18 protein-coding genes are annotated in these 15,983 nt (G+C 66.9%); 7 read left to right on the top strand and 11 right to left on the bottom strand.

Annotation, left to right across the window (positions count from 1 at the left end; all coding sequences use genetic code 11):
* Positions 1-275: 275 nt before the first annotated feature.
* Positions 276-872, bottom strand: coding sequence for a DUF502 domain-containing protein (locus TK90_RS11340; RefSeq protein ID WP_012983620.1), 597 nt, complete (start codon positions 870-872; stop codon positions 276-278).
* A 124-nt stretch (positions 873-996) separates the two neighbouring features.
* Here TK90_RS11340 and TK90_RS11335 point away from each other — a divergent pair, with 124 nt between their 5' ends.
* Complete coding sequence (locus tag TK90_RS11335; RefSeq protein WP_012983619.1) at positions 997-1,968, top strand: MBL fold metallo-hydrolase; 972 nt, start codon at positions 997-999, stop codon at positions 1,966-1,968.
* Between the two features lie 17 nt (positions 1,969-1,985).
* Here the strand turns inward: TK90_RS11335 and TK90_RS11330 are convergent, their stop codons facing one another.
* Positions 1,986-2,972 (bottom strand): lipid A deacylase LpxR family protein, encoded by a 987-nt coding sequence (locus TK90_RS11330; RefSeq protein WP_012983618.1) that lies wholly within the window; start codon positions 2,970-2,972, stop codon positions 1,986-1,988.
* A 64-nt stretch (positions 2,973-3,036) separates the two neighbouring features.
* Between TK90_RS11330 and TK90_RS11325 the strand changes: the two genes are divergently transcribed.
* Entirely contained in the window at positions 3,037-4,758 is a 1,722-nt protein-coding gene (locus TK90_RS11325) for a potassium/proton antiporter (protein ID WP_012983617.1), read from the top strand.
* A gap of 319 nt (positions 4,759-5,077) precedes the next feature.
* Here TK90_RS11325 and TK90_RS11320 read toward each other — a convergent pair whose 3' ends face one another.
* Positions 5,078-7,132, bottom strand: a complete 2,055-nt coding sequence (locus tag TK90_RS11320; RefSeq protein WP_210399569.1) for a UvrD-helicase domain-containing protein — start codon at positions 7,130-7,132, stop codon at positions 5,078-5,080.
* 451 nt (positions 7,133-7,583) lie between these two features.
* Here TK90_RS11320 and TK90_RS11315 point away from each other — a divergent pair, with 451 nt between their 5' ends.
* From TK90_RS11315 to TK90_RS11300, 4 genes are read left to right on the top strand one after another with little or no spacing between them, the layout of a single operon-like run.
* Positions 7,584-7,742, top strand: a complete 159-nt coding sequence (locus tag TK90_RS11315; protein WP_012983615.1) for an entericidin A/B family lipoprotein — start codon at positions 7,584-7,586, stop codon at positions 7,740-7,742.
* Between the two features lie 31 nt (positions 7,743-7,773).
* A complete protein-coding gene (locus TK90_RS11310; protein ID WP_081601268.1) occupies positions 7,774-8,100 on the top strand; it encodes a co-chaperone YbbN in 327 nt (108 codons plus the stop codon).
* Positions 8,097-8,663, top strand: a complete 567-nt coding sequence (gene ampD, locus TK90_RS11305; protein ID WP_012983613.1) for a 1,6-anhydro-N-acetylmuramyl-L-alanine amidase AmpD — start codon at positions 8,097-8,099, stop codon at positions 8,661-8,663. Before TK90_RS11310 ends, ampD begins: the two co-directional genes overlap by 4 nt.
* Positions 8,660-9,247, top strand: a complete 588-nt coding sequence (locus tag TK90_RS11300) for a histidine phosphatase family protein (protein ID WP_012983612.1) — start codon at positions 8,660-8,662, stop codon at positions 9,245-9,247. The genes ampD and TK90_RS11300 overlap by 4 nt, the downstream gene beginning before the upstream one ends.
* A 58-nt stretch (positions 9,248-9,305) precedes the next feature.
* Here TK90_RS11300 and TK90_RS11295 read toward each other — a convergent pair whose 3' ends face one another.
* A complete protein-coding gene (locus TK90_RS11295; RefSeq protein WP_012983611.1) occupies positions 9,306-9,623 on the bottom strand; it encodes a DUF2322 family protein in 318 nt (105 codons plus the stop codon).
* 130 nt (positions 9,624-9,753) lie between these two features.
* Here TK90_RS11295 and TK90_RS11290 point away from each other — a divergent pair, with 130 nt between their 5' ends.
* Positions 9,754-10,533: an inositol monophosphatase family protein gene (locus TK90_RS11290; protein ID WP_012983610.1), complete on the top strand. Its 780-nt coding sequence runs from the start codon at positions 9,754-9,756 to the stop codon at positions 10,531-10,533.
* 64 nt (positions 10,534-10,597) lie between these two features.
* On the opposite strand, the gene TK90_RS11285 is transcribed toward TK90_RS11290, so the two are convergent.
* The 7 genes from TK90_RS11285 to aroQ form a co-directional block, all read right to left on the bottom strand.
* A complete protein-coding gene (locus TK90_RS11285) occupies positions 10,598-10,930 on the bottom strand; it encodes a helix-turn-helix domain-containing protein (protein WP_012983609.1) in 333 nt (110 codons plus the stop codon).
* 2 nt (positions 10,931-10,932) lie between these two features.
* Positions 10,933-11,925, bottom strand: a complete 993-nt coding sequence (gene dusB / locus TK90_RS11280) for a tRNA dihydrouridine synthase DusB (protein WP_012983608.1) — start codon at positions 11,923-11,925, stop codon at positions 10,933-10,935.
* A gap of 60 nt (positions 11,926-11,985) precedes the next feature.
* Positions 11,986-12,723, bottom strand: coding sequence for a DUF3426 domain-containing protein (locus TK90_RS11275; RefSeq protein ID WP_012983607.1), 738 nt, complete (start codon positions 12,721-12,723; stop codon positions 11,986-11,988).
* Between the two features lie 78 nt (positions 12,724-12,801).
* The gene (gene prmA, locus TK90_RS11270; RefSeq protein WP_012983606.1) at positions 12,802-13,683 is read right to left on the bottom strand and encodes a 50S ribosomal protein L11 methyltransferase; all 882 of its coding nucleotides are present in this window, start codon (positions 13,681-13,683) and stop codon (positions 12,802-12,804) included.
* The gene (gene accC / locus TK90_RS11265) at positions 13,680-15,029 is read right to left on the bottom strand and encodes an acetyl-CoA carboxylase biotin carboxylase subunit (protein ID WP_012983605.1); all 1,350 of its coding nucleotides are present in this window, start codon (positions 15,027-15,029) and stop codon (positions 13,680-13,682) included. Before accC ends, prmA begins: the two co-directional genes overlap by 4 nt.
* A 32-nt stretch (positions 15,030-15,061) precedes the next feature.
* On the bottom strand, positions 15,062-15,505 hold the full coding sequence (gene accB, locus TK90_RS11260) for an acetyl-CoA carboxylase biotin carboxyl carrier protein (RefSeq protein ID WP_012983604.1): 444 nt from the start codon (positions 15,503-15,505) through the stop codon (positions 15,062-15,064).
* Positions 15,506-15,512: 7 nt separating this feature from the next.
* Entirely contained in the window at positions 15,513-15,956 is a 444-nt protein-coding gene (gene aroQ / locus TK90_RS11255) for a type II 3-dehydroquinate dehydratase (protein ID WP_012983603.1), read from the bottom strand.
* Between the last annotated feature and the right edge of the window lie 27 nt (positions 15,957-15,983).

The raw sequence follows: 15,983 nt of genomic DNA, 5'->3' as shown, positions 1-15,983 counted from the left end.
GCACGTTCGCGCTCGAGTCGATTTTTCTCGATGACAAGGCGCGGCGAGCGAAGTGTAGTCGAGCTACATAAGCGAGCCGCAACGCCGTCAGCGGGCCCATTTTTATCCAATAGGGGCGGCCGAGCCCCTTCGGGGTTGGTGCCCCATTTTCCCCGATCCTGCGTTGCGCCCCGATGATCGACACGGGGCCGTAGAGTGACTACGGCACTGCGCACCGCGCCTTGTCTCGGAAAAAATGGGCACCAACGCGGACGTGCGAATTGATCAGCGTCTCCTTAGGTCTTTTCCTGGCGCGCGGAGACGCCGGCGGTCAGGGCATAGCGCATGGCATCCTCCAGCGACAGGTCCAGCGGCTCGATGCGTTCGCGCGGGAGCATGAGGGTGTAGCCACCGATCTGGTAGCTCATGGGCATGTACACCGCGAGGGTTTCCGGGCCGCCCAGGTTGTTCGGAAGGCCCTCGAAATCCTCGCGGGTGACGAAGCCGACCAGCTTGAAGTCGCTGCCGGGAAAGGTCACCAGCACGGCCTGTCCGAAACGCTTGTGGATGTCGCCGGAGAGCAGGTTGGTGACGTCGCGCACGGTCCCGTGGATCGTCTTGATGACCGGGATGCGCTGCATCAGCGATTCCATCCAGTCGAACAGCCCGCGCACCACATAGGCCTGAAGCAGTACGCCCAGCGCAAACACCAGCGCGACGCCGGCAAGGATACCAAGACCCGGGAAATACAGGGCGTCGGGCAGGATCGCACCCAGCAGTCCGCCGAGGACCTTTTCGGCCGTGCTGCCCAGCCACCAGAGCAGGGCCAGGGTGATGACCAGCGGCAGGATCGCCGCCAGGCCTGTCAGGAAGGTCCGGGAAATATTGCGCACCAGCCGTCTCCATCCCAGGGAAGTCCCGATGCTACCAGTTTCGAGGCCACGCGCGGCGCCGCGCACTTTGGTGGCGCTGGCGGGTCTACTCTTGAGCGTACAAGACCATTGGGAAGTGACCGCGATGCTGGGATGGAAACCGTTATGCGTTGTACTGGCAGGTTTGGCCGGGGTGCTGGCCTTGACCACTTCATTGTCGGCCGGCGAACCGGCCGCGCCCGAGGATTACGAGATGACAGCCGAGCCAGTGGCCCCGGGCGTGTACGCGGTGATGACACCCGCGCGCGATTTTCCCAGCCGCGAGAATCTCGGCTGGAATGCGAACATGGCGTTTGTGGTGACCCGCGAAGGGGTGCTCGTGTTTGACACGGGTTCGTCCGAGACCATGGGCGTGGCCCTGCGCGAGGCGATCCGCGAAGTTACCGATCAGCCGGTGCGCTGGGTCGTGAACAGCCATAGTCACGGCGACCACTGGCTGGGCAACCACGCCTTTGCCGAGGATGACCCGGAGATCATGGCCGGCCCCGAGGCGGTCGAACGCATGAAGGCGGAGGCCGACACCTGGGTCGAGAACTTTCGCGAGATGACCGAGGGGGCCACCGGCGACACCACGCCGCTTTTGCCCAACATGCCCGTGGACGAGCGCATGACGCGCGACCTGGGCGGTAAGGAAGTGGTGATTCTGCCCTCCGGAGGCGCCCATTCGCCGGGTGACCTGATCGTATGGCTGCCGCAGACGGAAGTGCTGCTGGCCGGGGACGTGGTCTACAGCGATCGCGCCCCGTCCGTCTGGGATGGCGACGTCGCGCAGTGGATCGAGTTGCTGGATGATCTGATCGCGCTGGAGCCTGACGTGGTCGTGCCCGGGCATGGGCGGCTGGAGGGCGCGGAGACGCTGCCGCGGCTGCAGAACTATCTGGTCACGCTATGGGACGCAATCGAGGAAGGCGTGGAGCAGGGGCTGGCGGACTTCGAAACCGTGCCGCTGGTGCGCGAACGCATGGCCGACATCATCGGCGATTACCCGGGATTCGACGACAAGATCGACCGCTCGGTGGCCACCACCTACCCCGATGTCGAGGCCGCGGTGTTCTGAGCCTGGTCACCGCGGGCTCAGAACTGCCAGGTGGCGTGCAGCGAGCCGAACTCCGCCGCGCCCTTGGCCTGGCCGCTGAACTCGCGCGAGCGCCAGACATGGGTGTATCCCAGACGCACCCCGCCCACATGGAATACGAACCCCGCGGTGAATTCTCCTACCGCCGGGTGCTTGTCCACCGAGGGGCCGTCGCGGAACAGCGGACCGTCCAGGAACAGATCGTAGGCCATTAGCCGGGTGTCCACGCCGGCGAACAGATAGCCCCCGACTGGCCCGGTCGTTTCAAAGGTATGCGAACCCGATAGCGCCGGGTTGATCCGTGGTGGGCCGTAGTCGCGCGGCAGGTTGCGCCCGGCACGCACGATCGCCCCGGCATTGGCGAAGGTGAACGGGCTGCCGACGGTCACGCCCCAGTGCGGGGTCAGATCCCAGCCCCAGCCGCCCTCGGCGTGATGCGAATACCCGCGCAGGTGGCGCTCGTACCCCACCATCAGGGTGGCCTCGTTACCGATCTGGTCGTCCCAGCCCTGTGGCTGCGGCGCGCTGGACCAGCTGTGGACCTCCTCCTGGGTGCGGCCGGCCAGGGAGGCGGGGCCGACTGTGCCTACGGTGACCTGCAAACGGTCGCGGCGATCGCCGTGATCCTCGGCCAGGCTGAAGTTCAGATACAGCCAGCCGGCGTAGGGTCGGTCATCCGGGTCCGGGGGCGAGCGTTCGATGTCCTCCGGGGTGTACATGTTCTGGCCCAGGTGGATGGCCGACTTCAGGCGCCCGCGTTCCTCGCGGTCAATGAAATAGGGCAGGGTGTCGGCGACGCGCTGCAGCCAGGGTGGTACGCGTTCCTCGCTGCGCGTCCAGCCGATGCGAAACCCATTGGTGTAGTACCGGTCCTCGCCGGCAAACAGATCGTTCTCGAACTCGAAATGCAGTGCATCCACGCCGCGCTCCGCGAGTGCCGGTGAGGCGCACAGCAAGAGCATGCAGGCGGCTGTGGCCCCCAGCATGGACCGGCCGGCCAGTAGCTTTCCGGCGCGCCGGGGGGCACACGCGTTCCGGTATGATCGACGCATGGATCTCTCCAACCAGATTATTTTCCTGGCTGCCATTGTGCTGCTGGGCAGCATCCTTTCGAGCGTGATCACCTCGCGGCTGGGTGTGCCCCTGCTGCTGGTGTTCCTGGTGATCGGCATGCTGCTCGGGCCGGAGGGCCCGGGCGGTCTCGAGGTCGAGAATATCACCCTGGCCTATCTGATCGGCTCGGCGGCGCTCGCGATCATCCTGTTTGACGGCGGGATGCGCACACCGGCCCGCAATTTCCGCATTGGACTCAAGCCGGCCTTGGGGCTGGCCACGTTCGGTGTGCTGGTGACCTCCGGGCTGACCGGGGTGTTTGCCGTTTGGTGGCTGGGGCTGTCCTGGCTGGAGGGCTTGTTGCTCGGTGCGATCGTCGGCTCTACCGACGCCGCCGCCGTGTTCTCGCTGCTGCGCTCGCGCGGGCTGGAGCTGAAAAGCCGTGTCGGCGCCACGCTCGAGATCGAGTCCGGCTCCAACGACCCGATGGCGATCTTTCTGACCATCGTGCTGATCGAGTTGCTTTTGATGCCCGATCAGCAATTCGGTGTGGTGGTGGCGGTCGAGTTTGTCCAGCAGATGGGCCTGGGGGCGCTGCTGGGCGTGGCCGGGGGCTTTGCCCTGCTGGCCCTGATCAACCGGGTGCCGATGGCGGGCGGCCTGTACCCCCTGTTTGCCATGGCCGGGGCGCTGGCCATCTTCGGTCTGACCGGATTGGTGGGAGGCTCGGGCTTCCTCGCCGTCTATCTGGCGGGGCTGCTGATCGGCAATCGTCCGCTGGAGGCCTCGCAGAACATCAAGCGCTTTCACGACGGGATCGCCTCGCTCGCGCAGATCGGGATGTTCCTGATGCTCGGCATGCTGGTGACGCCCTCGGGGTTGCCTCCGGTGGCGCTGGACGCGGGCCTGGTCGCGGCCGTGCTGATCCTGGTTGCGCGGCCGCTGGCGGTCTGGCTGTGCCTTCTGCCCTTCCACTTCCCCTGGCGCGAACAGGTGTTCATCTCATGGGTGGGACTGCGCGGCGCGGTGCCGATCATCCTGGCGCTGTTTCCGCTACTCGCCGGGCTGGAGTTGGCCGGCTACTTCTTCCACGTGGTGTTCTTTGTGGTGCTGATCTCGCTGCTGGTGCAGGGCTGGACGGTGGCGACTTCGGCGCGCTGGCTGGGGCTGGAACTGCCGCCCACCACCGCGCGCGTGCAGCGCACCGAGCTGGATATCCCGGGGCAGCAGGAGATGGAGTTGGTCGGCTATCGCCTGGCCGAGACCACGCCCGTGGTGCGCGAGGCCTGGTCCAGTTTCCGCCTGCCGGGCACCGCGCGGGTGGTCGCGCACCTGCGTGAGGGCAAGCTGCTGGACACCCTGGAACTACTGGACCTGCATGCCGGTGACCACCTCTACATTATGGTCGCGCCGACGGACCTGCATGACCTCGACCGTCTGTTCGTCCCGCAGGACGAGGTGCCCGAACGCCTGACCGAACGCAGCGTGTTTGGCGAATTTGCACTCAATGGCGACGCCCAGCTGGACGCGGTCGGCATGGCCTACGGCGCCCCGGTGCCTCCGGAACGCCAGGGCGACACCCTCGAGGCCTATCTGCGCCACGAACTCCAGGCCGAACCGGTCGTCGGCGACGCCGTCGACCTCGGCCCCATGCGCCTGGTCATCCGCGAGATGGACGGTGCCCGCATCACCAGGGTCGGCCTGAAGCTGCGCCACTGATGCCGTCGGCGCTGGACGCTGTACAGGGGTGTCGTCTCAGTGAGCCTCGCTGGTTCAATTGAGGTGGGGCCTTTGGTATAAGAAACGAAGATGGCGTGTGACGAATACCATACTTTTCCGGCGACCTAAGCTTTTGACAAGCGAGTCGTATGTCACTTTGAGGGTCGCAGTGCGTTTGCCGCCGCCCGCCAAGTGACCGGCAACAGCACAACGCACAGCTGCAGGCTGAGGAGACAAGGGGGGAGCGGGGCGGGGCGCCCGGAATGGGCCGGGCGCCTCCACTAGCGATTGTTTGCTTCCCCCGGCGGCCGCCCATGGCCTATTTGCCGAGCATGGCCTTCAGGCCGGCGAGGTGGGCGCGGGCGGTGAGTTGCTGGGTCTCGGGGTCCGGCGGTTTGGCGTCCGGCCATTCGAGGTGTTCCTCGGGGAGTTCGTCGAGGAAGCGCGAGGGCTCGCAGTCGATGGTCTCGCCGTAGCGGGAGCGTTGCTGGGCGTAGGTGATCAGCAGGGTCTGCTGGGCGCGGGTCAGGCCGACATAGGCCAGGCGGCGCTCCTCCTCGATGGAGTCGTCCTCGACGCTGACCCGGTGCGGCAGCAGCTCTTCCTCGAAACCCACGAGGCAGACGTGCGGAAACTCCAGGCCCTTGGCGGTGTGCAGGGTTAGCAGTTGTACCGACTCGTCGCCGTCCTGGGATTCGCGATTGCGGTCGAGGATGTCCATCAGGCTGATGCGGTTGACGATGTCGGCTAGGTCCATGCCTCGGTCATCCTCGGCCTCGTCGTCGCCGTATTCGGCGCTGGTGCTGCCGCCGCCCATGCGCCCGACCCAGTCGATGAACTCGCGCACGTTCTCCATGCGCCGTGTGGCGGCGCGCGGGTTGGGGCTGTTTTCCAGCAGCCAGGATTCGTAGTCGATGTCCTCGACCAGGGCGCGCAGCAGGGCGTCGAGGGCCTCCTCCGTGCCCCGGCGCTGGAAGCCGTCGACCCAGTCGGTGAAGCGTTCCAGCCGCGCCTGGGCGCGGGCATCCATGTATTCGGACAGGCCGGCACCACGTGCGGCCTGCAGCAGCGAGGTCCCACGCTGGTTGGCGTAGTGGCCGAGCTTTTCCAGGGTCGCCGGCCCGATCTCGCGGCGCGGCACGTTGACCACGCGCAGGAAGGCGGTGTTGTCGTCCGGGTTCGCAAGCAGGCGCAGGTAGGCGACCAGGTCCTTGATCTCGGCCTTCTCGAAGAACGACTGCCCGCCGCTCAGGCGGTAGGGGATGCCCTGCTCCCGCAGGAGCTTCTCGAACAGCCGTGACTGGTGGTTGCTGCGGTAGAGGATCGCGAAGTCGCCCCAGGTCGCATTCAGGCGGAAGCGACGGCGCATCAGCTCGGAGACCACGCGGGCGGCCTCGGTATCGGCGTCAGAGCAGCCGATCACCTCGATCTTCTCGCCCTCGCCGAGTGCACTCCACAGGCGTTTCTCGAACACGTGCGGGTTGTTGGCGATCAGCGCGTTCGCGGTGTGCAGGATGCGGTTGGTGGAGCGGTAGTTCTGCTCCAGCTTGATCACCTCCAGACGCGGGAAGTCCTGCTGCAGGCGTGCGAGATTCTCCGGCCGGGCCCCGCGCCAGGCGTAGATCGACTGATCGTCGTCGCCGACCACGGTCAGGCCGTCGCTGACGCCTACCAGCAGGCGCACCAGCTGGTACTGCGCGGCGTTGGTGTCCTGGTATTCATCCACCAGCAGGTGGCGGATGCGGTCCTGCCAGCGGTTGCGCAGATCGGCATCCACGCGCAGGCAGTCCACCGGACGCTTGATCAGGTCGTCGAAGTCCACCGCGTTGTAGGCGCGCAGGGCATCCTCGTAGCGCGGGTAGAGGTTGGCCGCGGCGATCGCCTCCGGGGCGTCGCGCATCTGGCTGGCCTCGTGCAGCGCCTCCTCCGGCGTCATCAGGTCGTTCTTCCAGCGGCTGATATGGCCGATCAGGGCATCGACCTCGGAGCCGGTATCGTCGCGGTAGGTGATCTCGCGCAGCAGCGAGCGGCAGTCGCCCGGGTCGAGGATGGAGAAGCCCGCACGCAGTCCGGACGCGGCCAGTTCGCGGCGCAGGAAGTTCAGCCCGAAGGTGTGGAAGGTGGAGACGCCGAGCCCGCGTGCCTGTTCCTTCGACAGGCGCCCCTGGACGCGTTCGCGCATCTCGCGCGCGGCTTTGTTGGTGAAGGTGATCGCGACAATCCGGCGGGCCTCGAGCCCGCGCTGCTCGATCAGGTACGCGATCTTCTCCGTGATCACGCGGGTCTTGCCCGAGCCCGCTCCGGCCAGCACCAGCAGGGGGCGGTCCGTGGTGGTCACGGCCGCCTGCTGTTGCGGATTCAGGGAAGCACTGATCAATGGACACCCTCGCGCTCGAGTCGCTTTTGTGTGGGAACCCGGCGCGGTGGCCGCCGTGCAGTCATTCTGCACAAGGGAGCCGCAACGCCGTTCCCGCGCCCGTTTTTGACAGCAACAGGCGGCCGAGCCCCTTCGTTCATTAAGTTGTGGGGTTGGTATCCCAGGTTCCTCGATCTTGCGTTGCGCCCCGCATCCATCAACCACGGGCGGGTAGAACCACGACCCGCTGCCAGAGGCGCCTGGTCTCGGAAAACCTGGGATACCAACGCGAGTGTGTACATTGATCAGTATTTCCCTGGCTCGGACACGGGGTTGCGACTTCCTTCACGAAAAGAGGGCGGCGCGTAAACTACCCCAGTGCGTGCGCCTCATAAAGTGTGACCGCCCCGGGAGTGCCCTTTGGCGGTCAGTATCACGGACCGAATCACGAAAGAGACAAGGAGCACACATGCATTTCACCCAACGCATTCCCGCCGCCCTGCTGATACTGCTGGTGGCCCTGGGGTCGCTTGGCATCGCTGGTTGCGCCACTATGGAGGGGTTTGGCGAAGACGTGCAGGATGCCGGTGAATCCATTGAGCGACAGGCCGAAGACAACTCCAACTGACCCGTCCCCGCGTCAGGCGGGCCTGCCCCGCCTGACGCAGTTCGACCTCCACCAACACCTCCTGGAGGTCCCGGGCCCGGCGGTGATCCTGTTCACTCGCCGGGGCTGCGGGGCCTGCAAGGTCATGGGCCGGGTGCTGGAGCAGTGGCAGGCCGAGTCTGAAGCGCCCGCCCTGTTCGTCGTCGATGCGGAGACGGATACCGCACTGGTGCGCGAGTTCGAGGTCTTCCACCTCCCGGCCCTGTTCGTCTTCAATGCCGGTGCCTACCACGGCCGTCTCGAGGCCCCGCCACGCCTGCCGTTACTGCGCGAGGCCCTCGCGGCCTGTCTGCAGCGTCCACCCGAGGAGGCCCCGTGACCGAAGCCGTGACCGTTGATCGCGACTGGTGGCCGCCGGCTCGCGTGCTCGAGAGCCCGAACCAGGACGCGCGCCCCGCGCGGATAGAACCCGAGTTGATCGTCGTGCATGCGATCAGCCTGCCGCCGGGCGAGTTCGGCGGTCCGCACGTAGCCGAGCTGTTCCAGAATCGGCTCGATCCGGATGCCCACCCGTACTTTGCGCAGATCGCCGATCTGCGCGTGTCCGCGCATGTACTGATTGACCGGGAGGGGATGGCGACCCAGTTCGTGCCGTTCTCCCGGCGTGCCTGGCATGCGGGCGTATCGCAATGGCGTGGTCGCGAGCGCTGCAACGATTTTTCCATCGGCATCGAACTCGAGGGCACCGACGACGACCCGTTCACGCCGGTGCAGTACGCCGAGCTGGCCCGTCTGATCGGCTGGCTGCGCGAACGCTTTCCGGCGATTGCTCCGGATGCGCTGGTGGGACACTGCGACATCGCCCCCGGGCGCAAGACCGACCCGGGACCGCATTTCGACTGGGCGCACCTGGAGAGCTGCCTGAGCGAGGACACGGCATGATTGTGGATCTGTTGCGACACGGCGAGCCGGAGGGCGGGCAGCGCTATCGTGGCCATGGCTGCGACGATCCGCTCAGCGCGCAGGGGTGGACGCAGATGGAACACGCGGTGCGCGACGACGACGGCTGGCAGGCGGTCGTCAGCTCGCCGATGCGCCGCTGCCGGGCGTTTGCCGAACGCCTGGTGGACGAGCGTGAGCTGTCCCTGCATCTAGAGCCGGACCTGCGCGAGGTCGGCTTTGGCGACTGGGAGGGCCGCACACGGGTCGATCTGCAGCGCGAACGGCCGGAGGAATACCGGGCGTTCTATGCCGATCCGGTGCATTCGCGGCCGGCCGGGGCGGAGCCGCTGGGGGCCTTTCGCCGGAGGGTGGAGACGGCCTTCGAAACCGCGGTCGGGGGCCAGTCGGCGGAACGCGTGCTGGTGATCGTGCACGCCGGGGTCATTCGCGCACTGGTCGGCTGGGTGATGGGGGTGCCGGACGAGCGGCTGTTCCAGCTGGAATGCGAGTATGCGAGCCGGACCCGGCTGCACCGCCATCCGACGCGCGGCTGGCGCCTGATCCACACCAACCGCCTGCCGTGATGCGCGGAAGGCGCGATCCTTTTTGCCCGCTGAAACGGGGTAGCGCCCTCCAGAAGAACTAGCCGGCGCGGCTCTTGCGCTTGGGTACGGCCTTCACCGAAAGATAGTAGCCCTTGTCGAGGATCTCGAACAGGCGGTCGATGTTCGGGTGCTTGCCCGGATGGGCGCGGGCATCGTCGGCATGGCTGCCGTACATCAGCAAACCGGAGTTGGCGGCCTTCGGGCCGATGCCACCGTAGTCCAGCGCCAGCTGGTAGTAGATCTGCAGCGACAGGGTCTGGCCGTCCACGTTCTCGATGGTCGCACTCGGGTTGTAGTCCTCGCCGAACAGTTCCAGGCGTTCGAGATTGCTGACGTCGGGCAGGTTCTTGGGCATGTCGGACTCCTCGAAAAGATGGCGGCATTATCGGGGCATGCCCGAGCCGGGACAACCGCCGACCGTTTACTGGCCAGAGCCGCTGGGGGCGGCATGGTAAGATGGCTCCTTTTTTTGAAGGGGTAGCAGCATGCAGCAGAGCGCGTTTATGGAGGCCGCCCAGGCCGCCGCCGATGCCGCGGACAAGGTCATCCGTCACTACTACGCCGCCGGCGTCGACGTCGAGACCAAGCCCGACGACACGCCCGTGACGCGCGCCGACGTGGAAAGCGAACAGGCGATCCGCCAGGTGATCCGCGAGCGCTTCCCGGATCACGGCTTCTACGGCGAAGAAACCGGCCAGTCGGACATGGACTCCGATTATGTCTGGCTGATCGACCCGATCGACGGCACCAAGAGCTTCGTACGCCGCTACCCGTTCTTCTCCACCCAGATCGCGCTGATGCACAAGGGCGAGCTGATCCTCGGGCTGTCCAACGGCATGCAGTTCGGCGAGCGCGCCTGGGCGGAAAAAGGCCAGGGCGCCTTCCTCAACGGCGAAAAGATCGCCGTCGCCCCGACCACCGAGCTGGGCCGCGCCTCGCTGTCCACCGGGAACCTGAAGACCCTTGCGCAGAATGCCGCAGGCTGGACGGCGCTGGGCGGGATCATGGCCGAGGTCAATCGCACGCGCGGCTATGGCGATTTCTACCACTACCACCTGCTGGCACGCGGCAGCATCGACCTGATCATCGAGTCGGATGTGAATATCCTCGATATCGCGGCGCTGGCCGTGATCGTGCGCGAGGCGGGCGGGACCTTCACCAATCTATCCGGCGGCGAATTGGACCTGCAGACCACCAACGTGCTGGCGGCGGCGACGCCGGAACTGCACCGCACGGCGCTGCAGCGCCTCGGCTGGCAGGGATAGATCGGTCGATGATTGCGCACACGCCCGTCAGGTGGCGGGCGTGTGCCGGGTACGGCGGGGTGGGTTAGCGCTGGGCGCCGTTCCCGTTCCCGTGGCCGTTCTCGCTGATTAGGCCATGGGCACGCAGCTTCTTGCGCAGCGTGGCGCGGTTGAGCCCCAGAAGCGCCGCCGCCCGGCTCTGGTTGCCGTTGCAGCGCTCCAGCACGCAGGCCAGTAGTGGGCGCTCGACCTCGTTCATTACGAGCGCATAGAGGTCGTGGCTACTCTGCCCGTCCAGCGTCTCGAAATACTGGTCCAGCGCATTGCGCACCGACTCGGCGAGTACGCAGCCCGACGCGAGGTTGCCCGATGATGCCGGTTCCCCGCTTTGTTCTTGTTCGAAAGAGGGTACGTCCATCCTCATGCAGCCTCGCTTGTGATTCCTGACAGAATGGCGCGCAAGCGCCCAAGCTGTTCACTAGCGGTAGTGGCGGCGAGAAGGGAAGCCCGTGCCGCACGGGTTGGGTCCTCCCCGAGACCCATGTGCTGAAGATACCAGCCCAGGTGCTTGCGTGCGATACGTACGCCCTGCATTTCGCCGTATTGCGCATGCAATGCCCGCAAATGCTCCTCGATCAGCGCAAGACGCGCATCCCATGCAGGGTCGGCTGGCACTGGCTCGCCGGCCAGGCTGGCGCGGATCTGGCCGGGGAGCCAGGGGCGCCCCTGTGCCCCGCGCCCGATCATCAGTCCGGTCGCGCCGCTGATCGCGAGCGCCCGGCGCGCACTGCCGATGTCGACCACATCGCCGTTGGCCAGCACCGGGATGGAGACGGCCCGTACCACGCGCGCGATGGCCTCGTAGTCGGCCGTGCCACGGTAGGCGTCGGCGCGGGTGCGCCCGTGCACCGTCAGCATTGCGATCCCGCAATCCTGCGCGATGCCCGCGATGGTCTCGGCGTTGACCCGCTCGCGATCCAGCCCCAGGCGCATCTTCAGCGTGACCGGGACCTCGACGCTTTCCACCAGTGCGGTCAGCAGCTCGCGTACCCGCTCCGGCTCCCCCAGCAGGGCCGAGCCTGCGGCCTTGCTGCAGACCTTCTTGGCGGGGCAGCCGAGGTTCAGGTCGATCACGTCCGCCCCGCGGCGTACGTTTTCGCGCGCGGCCTCGGCCAGCGGTTCGGGTTCGTTTCCCAGCAGTTGCACGATGCGCGGGCGGGGTTCCTGGCGGTGGTCCAGCCGGTGCCGGCTCTTGTCGCTGCCCCACAGGCGCGTGTCCGAGGTGACCATCTCCGAGACGGCCGCGCTGGCCCCCAGGCGCCGCGCGATCAGGCGCAACGGCCGGTCACTGACCCCGGCCATCGGGGCCAGGAACACGGGCGGGTCGGGGAGATGGTGGGGGCCGAGCTGCATGCGGGATTTCGAACCAGCAGGGTAAAACCCGAGAGTCTAGCAGCGTTGAGTGGGGCGGGGTCAGTGCAGCGTGATGTGAGCCCCGGTGATGTGCGGCCCGGTATCGGGTAATTCGATCTCGATCGCATAGCGGTGACCTGCCGCCATCGGTGCCTGAAGGTTGGCATGGCCGTCCGCCGGATGGAGTCGCCAGTGGCCGCGGGGTGTCCCCAGTCGGTCCGACAGCCAAACGTCTATTACCGGCCATGCCTGTTGCAGCGGGCTTTCCAGCTCAAAGCGCATGGACAGGTCTCCCGCGTTGGCGAGGTGCAGGTCGGGGGAGGAGACGCGGATGCGTTCCGGTTCGCGCTCAGGTTCCCATCGCGGGCAGAGATCCTCGACCCGGGGCGCGGCGCAGAGGCTCGCGCGAGCGGCGTCCAGTGCGCTCCAGGTCCCCGGGGGTACCGGCGGCGCCAGCAGGAGCTGCAGGGCGAGGAGGGCGAGCAGCAGAAGGGCCAGAAAGGCGGCGAAGGTCCGCCCCGGGCGTCGTCCCGGAAATGCCGTGGTCTGCCCGGGGCGGGTATCGATATCGAGTTCCAGTGCCTGGCGCCGGGGGCTGCGCTCGATCTCCAGGGAGGCAGTGTGGCGTACCGCCGAGATGCCGGGGCCGGTTGCCCGTTCGCCGGCGCCGCCGATCTCGAGTGCCACGAACAGCGCAAAGTCCGCACCGCAGGCATCACAATGTGCCCGGTCCAGTCGTAGCTCTTCGCCGCGGGTCAGGGTGTGGGCAACGCCACAATGGGGACAGCGGGCGAGCATCGTGCGGGGCTCCGGTCAGCCGTACCAGGGAAATACGGACCCTTGCACATGCTCGCGGACCGGGCGCGCGCTCATGCGCTAGCGCCGGCGCCCGCTGAGCAGGGCCCAGCCCTCGCGGGTGTCCTCGATCCCGATGTCGAAGGCGTCCGCGTAGGCCGCCATGACCTCGTCGGCCTGGCGCTCCAGCAGGCCGGCCAGCAGCAGGCGCGCCCCCGGGCGGGCCGCGCAGGCCAGTTCCGGGGCGAGATCGATCAGAGGCTTGGCCAGGATGTTGGCGATCACGAGGTCAAAGCCGGCATCGGGTACCGGGTGATCGGTCAGTCCAGCCTCGATCTGGTCCTCGGAGATGTCGTTTGCCGCCGCATTGCTGTAGGTGGCCTGCACGGCCTGGCGGTCGATGTCGGTGCCCACCGCATGCCGTGCCCCCAGCTTCAACGCAGCGATCGCGAGGATGCCCGAGCCGCAGCCGTAGTCGAGCACCTCCTGATCGCGTGGCGGGTTCGCCGCCAGCGATTTCAGGCACATCGCGGTGGTCGGGTGATTGCCGGTGCCAAAGGCCAGGCCCGGGTCGAGATGCACGAACACGCCATCCTCGACGTCGGGCGGGCTTTCCCAGGAGGGCACGATCCACAGCGGCCCCCCGCAATGGATGGCGCCCAGGCCGTCGAGCCCCGCGCGCACCCAGTCCTGATCCTCGATCGCGACCACGGAGATGGACTCCGGCGCCGGTTGGTGGCGCTCCAGCGACGCGGCGGCCAGCTCGGCCTGGGTGGCGTCGGCGAACACGGCCTTCAGGCACACGCTGGACCACAGCGGATGGGTGCCAATCGGGGGCTCGAACAGCGGCTCGTCGGCGCCGTCGTGCAGCTCCACGCTGACGGCACCGAGTTCGAACAGGGCATCCTCCAGGGGCTCGGCCTGCTCCGGGGCGATCTGGCACTGCAGTTCGGCGAGACTCATCCGGTCAGCGACTTCAGCTTCTTTTCCAGGTAGTGGATGTCGGTCCCACCGTTCTGGAAGTTCGCGTCGTTCATCAACTCGCTGTGCAGGGCGATGTTGGTCTCGATCCCGTCGATCACGATCTCGCCGAGCGCGCCGCGCATACGGGCGATTGCGATCTTGCGGTCAAACCCGTGGGCGATCAGCTTGCCGATCATCGAGTCGTAGTACGGGGGCACCGCATAGCCATTGTAGATGTGGGTATCCATGCGGATGCCGAGCCCGCCCGGGGCGTGATACTGCTGGATGGTGCCCGGGCTGGGGATGAACGTGGCCGGGTTCTCGGCATTGATGCGGCACTCGATCGCATGCCCGCGGATCTCCACCTGATCCTGGGTCAGGGACAGCGGTTCGCCCGCCGCGATGAGAATCTGCTCGCGCACCAGGTCGATGCCGGTGACCTGCTCGGTCACCGTGTGCTCGACCTGCAGCCGGGTGTTCATCTCGATGAAGTAGAACTCCCCGTTTTCGTAGAGGAATTCGAAGGTCCCGGCACCGCGGTAGCCGATCTCCTGGCAGGCCCGGACCAGCCGCTCGCTCATGGCCTGACGCTGCTCGTCGGTGATACCCGGTGCCGGGGCCTCCTCGATCACTTTCTGGTGGCGGCGCTGCATCGAACAGTCGCGCTCGCCCAGGCAGATGGCGTTGCCGTGGCTGTCGGAGAGGATCTGGAATTCCACGTGGCGTGGGTGTTCGAGGTACTTCTCCATGTAAAGGGTGTCGTTGCCGAACCCCTGCTGGGCCTCGTTGCGGGTTAGCGAGATCGAATGCAGTAGCGCGCCCTCGGTGTGCACCACGCGCATGCCGCGGCCGCCACCGCCCGCGGCGGCCTTGATGATGACCGGGTAGCCAATCTCGCGGGCCAGCGCCATGTTGGCATCGGCGTCGTCGGTCAGCGCGCCGCCGGAGCCGGGCACGCAGGGTACGCCGGCATCCAGCATTGCCTGCTTGGCCGAGACCTTGTCGCCCATCAGGCGAATCGTCTCGGCGCGCGGGCCGATGAAAGCAAAGCCCGAGGACTCCACGCGTTCGGCGAAGTCCGCGTTCTCGGACAGGAAGCCGTAGCCGGGGTGGATCGCGCCGGCATCGGTGACCTCGGCCGCGGCGATCAGTGCGGGGATATTCAGATAACTCTCGCCGGAGGCGGCCGGCCCAATGCAGACCGACTCGTCGGCCAGGCGCACGTGCTTCAGGTCGCGGTCGGCGCTGGAGTGCACCGCGACCGTCGCGATGCCCATCTCGCGGCAGGTACGCAGGACCCGCAGGGCGATCTCGCCGCGGTTGGCGATCAGAATCTTTTCAAACATGCTCGGACCTGTAGGCAGCGAAGTCGGGGGCGTCAGCCAATGATGAACAGGGGCTGGCCGTATTCCACCGGGTTGCCGTTCTCGACCAGGATGTCGCGGATGGTGCCGGCCTGGTCCGCCTCGATGGGGTTGAGCATCTTCATTGCCTCGATGATGCACAGCGTCTCGCCGACCTCGACCGTCTGGCCGACCTCGACAAAGGGCTTCGCGCCGGGGCTCGGGGCGCGGTAGAAGGTGCCGACCATCGGTGCGGTGACCGGATGGCCATCCACTTCCGGCGCCGCCGGTGCCGCGGCCTCGCCCGCCGGGGCGGCGGCCGGTGCCGGGGCGGGCATCGCTGCCGGGGCGGCGGCCACGGCCGAGCCACTCGGCGAGCGGGTGATGCGCACCGACTCCTCGCCTTCGTGGATCTCGATCTCGTGGATGCCGCTCTCGTCGAGCAGATCGATCAGTTTCTTGACCTTGCGAATATCCATGGGGTGTCTATGACTCCTTGAGGGCCGCGATTGCCGCGTCCAGCGCCATCCGGTAGCCGATTACGCCGAACCCGCTCAGGGTGCCGGCGGCGACATCGGCCAGGCGCGAGGTATGGCGAAACGCCTCGCGCGCGTGGATGTTGCTGATGTGAATCTCGTAAAACGGGATGTCGACGCCGAGCAGGGCGTCGCGCAGGCTTACGCTGGTGTGCGTCAGGCCGCCCGGATTGATCAGGATGCGGCGTACGCCCTCGCTGCGTGCCGCATGGATGCGGTCGATCAGCTCGCCTTCATGGTTGCTCTGAAAGCAGGCCAGGGTCTCCCCGGCGGCCTGGGCGTGCGCCGTCAGGTCGGCCTCGATGTCCGCCAGCGTATGGTGCCCGTACCGCTCCGGCTCCCGCTGTCCCAGCAGGTTCAGGTTGGGGCCGTTGAGCAGCAGGATAGAAGGCATGGTGGGCGGAATCGGCGGCGATCCTGT

This window comes from Thioalkalivibrio sp. K90mix, assembly GCF_000025545.1.
Classification (GTDB): Bacteria; Pseudomonadota; Gammaproteobacteria; order Ectothiorhodospirales; family Ectothiorhodospiraceae; genus Thioalkalivibrio.
The sequence above is the reverse complement of the archived record's forward strand: the minus strand, read 5'-3'. Positions and strand labels throughout refer to the sequence as shown.